This window comes from Shigella sp. FC1661 (assembly GCF_001712525.1).
In the GTDB taxonomy this organism is placed as follows: domain Bacteria; phylum Pseudomonadota; class Gammaproteobacteria; order Enterobacterales; family Enterobacteriaceae; genus Escherichia; species Escherichia coli.
The window spans coordinates 1-4,229 of record NZ_MDGW01000185.1 but is presented as its reverse complement, the minus strand read 5'-3'; the positions used below and the strand labels follow the sequence as shown (position 1 = coordinate 4,229).

Below are 4,229 nucleotides of genomic sequence, written 5' to 3'. Positions count from 1 at the left end.
GATGTGATTGTCTGCGCTGAAATGGACGAACAGTGGGGCTACGTCGGTGCTAAATCACGTCAGCGCTGGCTGTTTTACGCGTATGACAGGATACGGAGGACGGTTGTGGCGCACGTCTTCGGTGAACGCACTCTGGCCACACTGGAGCGTCTTCTGAGCCTGCTGTCGGCCTTTGAGGTCGTGGTATGGATGACGGATGGCTGGCCGCTGTATGAATCACGCCTGAAGGGAAAGCTGCACGTTATCAGCAAGCGTTACACTCAGCGCATTGAGCGACATAATCTGAATCTGAGACAACATCTGGCAAGGCTGGGACGGAAGTCACTGTCGTTCTCAAAATCGGTGGAGCTGCATGACAAGGTCATCGGGCATTATCTGAACATAAAACACTATCAGTAAGTTAGAGTCATTACCCGGGAAAGGGTCAGACAGCTTGCACCCTGAATAAAACCGCCAGGAATCGGAGCAAAGATAATCCGCATTCCGGGTGTTGTGAGCCTTTCAGCTATTTATATTTCCAACTTTTTTATATGTTTTTTTGAAGTGGTCTGGCTTAGTAATTAAATAAAAGATACAAACTAAATTGCTTCAATTAAATAAAATCCCGACTATTACTTGATACGTGATTATTGTCGGTGATTTTGTTTGTACACCATCAGTGTATATCTCAATAACCCCTGAATAAGTAGCTCTGAATAGGTATAAGGGATGTGGCCATTTTTAAATGGATTTCTTATGCCAAAAATGATCGTCGATTTCTCCATAAAATGTGAGCGATGCCGAAAGAAATAAAATTAGTTATTGCATTTGACGTTTGGGTGAAAGATTATCATTTGTCATACAAATGAGGGGTAGTATGTTGCTAGCCAATTAAAAAAGAACGCCATATTTATTGATGATTGATCCCCCGGTGGGGGGGGAAACATCGGGCATAAATGGGCATGAAGTAATGGAGTATTAGTTGTGAATGTCAATTTCTTTGTCACCTGTATTGGTGACGCCCTGAAATCAAGAATGGCACGAGACTCCGTGCTGCTACTGGAAAAACTCGGCTGTCGCGTAAATTTCCCGGAGAAACAGGGATGCTGCGGTCAGCCTGCGATCAATAGCGGTTATATCAAAGAAGCGATTCCAGGGATGAAAAATCTGATCGCCGCACTGGAGGATAACGACGATCCCATTATTTCACCGGCTGGCTCTTGCACCTATGCCGTAAAAAGTTACCCGACGTATCTGGCGGATGAACCTGAATGGGCATCACGTGCCGAAAAGGTTGCCGCGCGTATGCAGGATCTCACCTCTTTTATTGTTAATAAATTAGGGGTAGTCGATGTAGGTGCCAGTTTGCAAGGGAGAGCTGTGTATCACCCATCTTGTAGCCTGGCCCGTAAGCTGGGAGTGAAGGACGAGCCACTTACGCTGCTGAAAAATGTGCGTGGACTGGAGCTGTTGACCTTTGCTGAACAGGATACCTGCTGCGGATTTGGCGGCACGTTCTCGGTCAAAATGGCCGAAATATCCGGCGAGATGGTGAAAGAAAAGGTTGGGCACCTGATGGAAGTCCGCCCTGAGTATTTAATTGGTGCTGACGTGAGTTGCCTGCTGAACATCAGTGGGCGATTACAACGGGAAGGGCAGAAAGTCAAAGTGATGCATATTGCTGAAGTGTTGATGAGCCGCTGAGGATATAAAGATGTCGATCAAAACCAGTAATACAGATTTTAAGACACGCATCCGTCAGCAAATTGAAGATCCGATCATGCGCAAAGCGGTGGCAAACGCGCAGCAGCGTATTGGGGCAAATCGGCAAAAAATGGTCGATGAATTGGGGCACTGGGAGGAGTGGCGCGATCGGGCCGCCCAGATACGTGATCATGTTCTGAGTAATCTCGACGCTTATCTGTACCTGCTCTCAGAAAAAGTGACGCAAAACGGCGGTTACGTCTGGTTTGCAAAAAACAAAGAAGACGCTACCCGCTACATTTTACAGGTTGCCCAACGCAAAAATGCCCGGAAGGTGGTGAAATCTAAATCGATGGTGACCGAAGAGATTGGTGTCAATCATGTGTTGCAGGATGCTGGCATTCAGGTGATTGAAACCGATCTGGGTGAATATATTCTCCAGCTGGATCAAGATCCGCCATCTCATGTTGTGGTCCCGGCAATTCATAAAGATCGCCATCAGATCCGTCGAGTGCTACACGAACGTCTGGGCTATGAGGGGCCGGAAACGCCTGAAGCGATGACCTTATTCATCCGGCAAAAAATCCGCGAAGATTTCCTCAGTGCTGAAATAGGTATTACCGGCTGTAATTTCGCGGTGGCAGAGACAGGTTCGGTATGCCTGGTGACCAATGAAGGTAATGCGCGAATGTGTACCACGCTGCCTAAAACGCATATTGCAGTGATGGGAATGGAGCGTATTGCCCCCACGTTTGCCGAGGTAGATGTATTGATCACCATGCTGGCGCGCAGTGCCGTTGGTGCACGTTTGACGGGATACAACACCTGGCTGACAGGACCGCGCGAAGCGGGGCACATTGATGGTCCTGAAGAGTTTCATCTGGTTATTGTCGATAACGGGCGTTCTGAGGTGCTGGCCTCTGAATTTCGGGATGTGCTGCGCTGTATTCGCTGCGGGGCTTGTATGAATACTTGTCCGGCATATCGCCATATTGGCGGTCATGGATATGGCTCTATTTATCCAGGGCCAATTGGTGCGGTGATTTCTCCGCTACTTGGCGGCTATAAAGATTTTAAAGATTTACCCTACGCCTGCTCTTTATGCACTGCTTGTGACAGCGTGTGTCCGGTGCGTATTCCGCTGTCAAAACTGATTTTGCGTCATCGTCGGGTGATGGCAGAAAAAGGGATCACCGCAAAAGCAGAGCAACGGGCGATAAAAATGTTCGCTTATGCCAATAGTCATCCAGGATTGTGGAAAGTCGGGATGATGGCCGGCTCTCATGCGGCAAGCTGGTTTATCAATGGCGGCAAAACACCACTCAAATTTGGCGCGATTAGCGACTGGATGGAAGCACGCGATCTTCCTGAAGCTGACGGAGAGAGTTTCCGTAGTTGGTTTAAGAAACATCAGGCGCAGGAGAAAAAGAATGGATAATCGAGGCGAATTTTTGAATAACGTTGCTCAGGCACTGGGTCGCCCGCTGCGACTTGAACCGCAAGCAGAAGATGCGCCGCTTAACAACTATGCTAACGAGCGGCTTACCCAACTTAACCAACAGCAGCGCTGTGACGCGTTTATTCAGTTTGCCAGCGATGTTATGTTGACGCGCTGTGAGCTGACCAGCGAGGCGAAGGCGGCAGAAGCTGCAATACGTCTGTGTAAAGAGCTGGGAGATCAGTCGGTCGTGATTAGCGGTGACACGAGGCTGGAGGAATTGGGGATTAGTGAACGTTTGCAGCAGGAATGCAATGCCGTTGTTTGGGATCCGGCGAAAGGTGCCGAGAATATCTCGCAGGCAGAGCAGGCTAAAGTGGGTGTTGTGTATGCTGAATATGGTTTAACCGAATCGGGAGGCGTGGTTCTTTTTTCCGCCGCCGAGCGCGGGCGTTCATTGAGCCTGCTCCCGGAATCTTCTCTTTTTATCCTGCGTAAAAGCACAATCCTGCCGCGTGTAGCGCAACTCGCAGAAAAATTGCATCAGAAAGCGCAGGCCGGTGAACGAATGCCGTCCTGCATTAACATCATTAGCGGCCCTAGTTCAACGGCGGATATTGAGCTTATCAAAGTCGTCGGGGTTCATGGCCCGGTGAAAGCGGTGTATCTGATTATTGAGGATTGCTGAGAGAGATATGAGATCTGAACATAAACCTGAAGAAGGCATACGAGGTTGAAAATAGCGTTAAGGACAACCTGACTTAACCCCGTTCCGTCATGGTTATGCTGCTCTTCTGTAAATATCCTGGCATTAGTAATGCCAGGATATTTACAGTGAAAAAGACAGGCATCCATTCCTGAAAACGGGTTCCCTTCCCGGTCATTGTCACTTCAGCTTTATACAGGCACTCTCTATCAGAATGTTGTTTATTACTGCCCAGAGTTTTGTTGGTATTCATCTACCATTTTTTTGACAAGGCAAAACAGGTAATGACTCCAACTTACTGATAGTAAGCGTCAACGGAGCACCGTATTGACGCTTATTTATTGGTGAGTGCTACGTTCCATGGCAGGAGTTCGTCAACACGGTTGGAAGGCCATTCCGGCA

The 4,229-nt window shown here is 48.4% G+C and carries 4 protein-coding genes and 1 pseudogene; 4 read left to right on the top strand and 1 reads right to left on the bottom strand.

Translation table 11 applies throughout. From position 1 onward, the window contains the following. From BFF42_RS11800 to BFF42_RS11785, 4 genes and pseudogenes are all read left to right on the top strand, one after another. Window positions 1–399, top strand: a pseudogene (locus BFF42_RS11800) (IS1-like element IS1X2 family transposase); the annotation flags it as partial. Between the two features lie 564 nt (window positions 400–963). Continuing rightward, on the top strand, window positions 964–1,683 hold the full coding sequence (locus BFF42_RS11795) for a (Fe-S)-binding protein (RefSeq protein ID WP_001102117.1): 720 nt from the start codon (window positions 964–966) through the stop codon (window positions 1,681–1,683). Window positions 1,684–1,693: 10 nt separating this feature from the next. After that, window positions 1,694–3,121 carry a LutB/LldF family L-lactate oxidation iron-sulfur protein gene (locus BFF42_RS11790; RefSeq protein WP_000023899.1) on the top strand — a complete coding sequence of 476 codons (1,428 nt, stop codon included), beginning with the start codon at window positions 1,694–1,696 and terminating at the stop codon, window positions 3,119–3,121. Continuing rightward, the gene (locus BFF42_RS11785) at window positions 3,114–3,809 is read left to right on the top strand and encodes a LutC/YkgG family protein (RefSeq protein ID WP_000370306.1); all 696 of its coding nucleotides are present in this window, start codon (window positions 3,114–3,116) and stop codon (window positions 3,807–3,809) included. The genes BFF42_RS11790 and BFF42_RS11785 overlap by 8 nt, the downstream gene beginning before the upstream one ends. A gap of 352 nt (window positions 3,810–4,161) precedes the next feature. Here BFF42_RS11785 and BFF42_RS28285 read toward each other — a convergent pair. Further along, a partial coding sequence (locus BFF42_RS28285; RefSeq protein ID WP_371261907.1) for a hypothetical protein occupies window positions 4,162–4,229 on the bottom strand: 68 nt, incomplete at its 5' end.